The sequence below is a fragment of the Acinetobacter endophylla genome (genome assembly GCF_053543775.1).
The window spans coordinates 1-336 of the sequence record NZ_JBLVOM010000189.1 but is presented as its reverse complement, the minus strand read 5'-3'; the positions used below and the strand labels follow the sequence as shown (position 1 = coordinate 336).

The 336-nt window shown below is 37.2% G+C and carries 1 protein-coding gene; it reads left to right on the top strand.

Annotated features, from left to right (window positions below):
- Positions 1–320: hypothetical protein (locus ACNPNW_RS06285; RefSeq protein WP_448766751.1), on the top strand; the 320-nt coding region annotated here is incomplete at its 5' end.
- Between the last annotated feature and the right edge of the window lie 16 nt (positions 321–336).

Below are 336 nucleotides of genomic sequence, written 5' to 3'. Positions count from 1 at the left end.
CATTAGTTGTTATGAAGTTCACGGGTTATAACTTCATGCTGAAATCTACTGATATTTTATTTATCGGGGGGCTGTATGTGTCATTATTTCCCGTAGGTCGGTTTGTCCTTATGAGAATGTTGCTACAGAAACCAAAAGGGAGGATTTATAGTTATTTGATCGAAGTAGGGTATACCATTTTAATCATACTCATATATTGGTTGCTTCCTATTAGTTACTGCCTAATATTTTTTATTGTGATGGCTATTCTTGTTGTAGGTTTCCAGCAGTTGTTCTTACCGAAACAGGGGTGGAATAGGTTCTTTGAGGAGGGCATGTGATAGAATGAACGCTCTT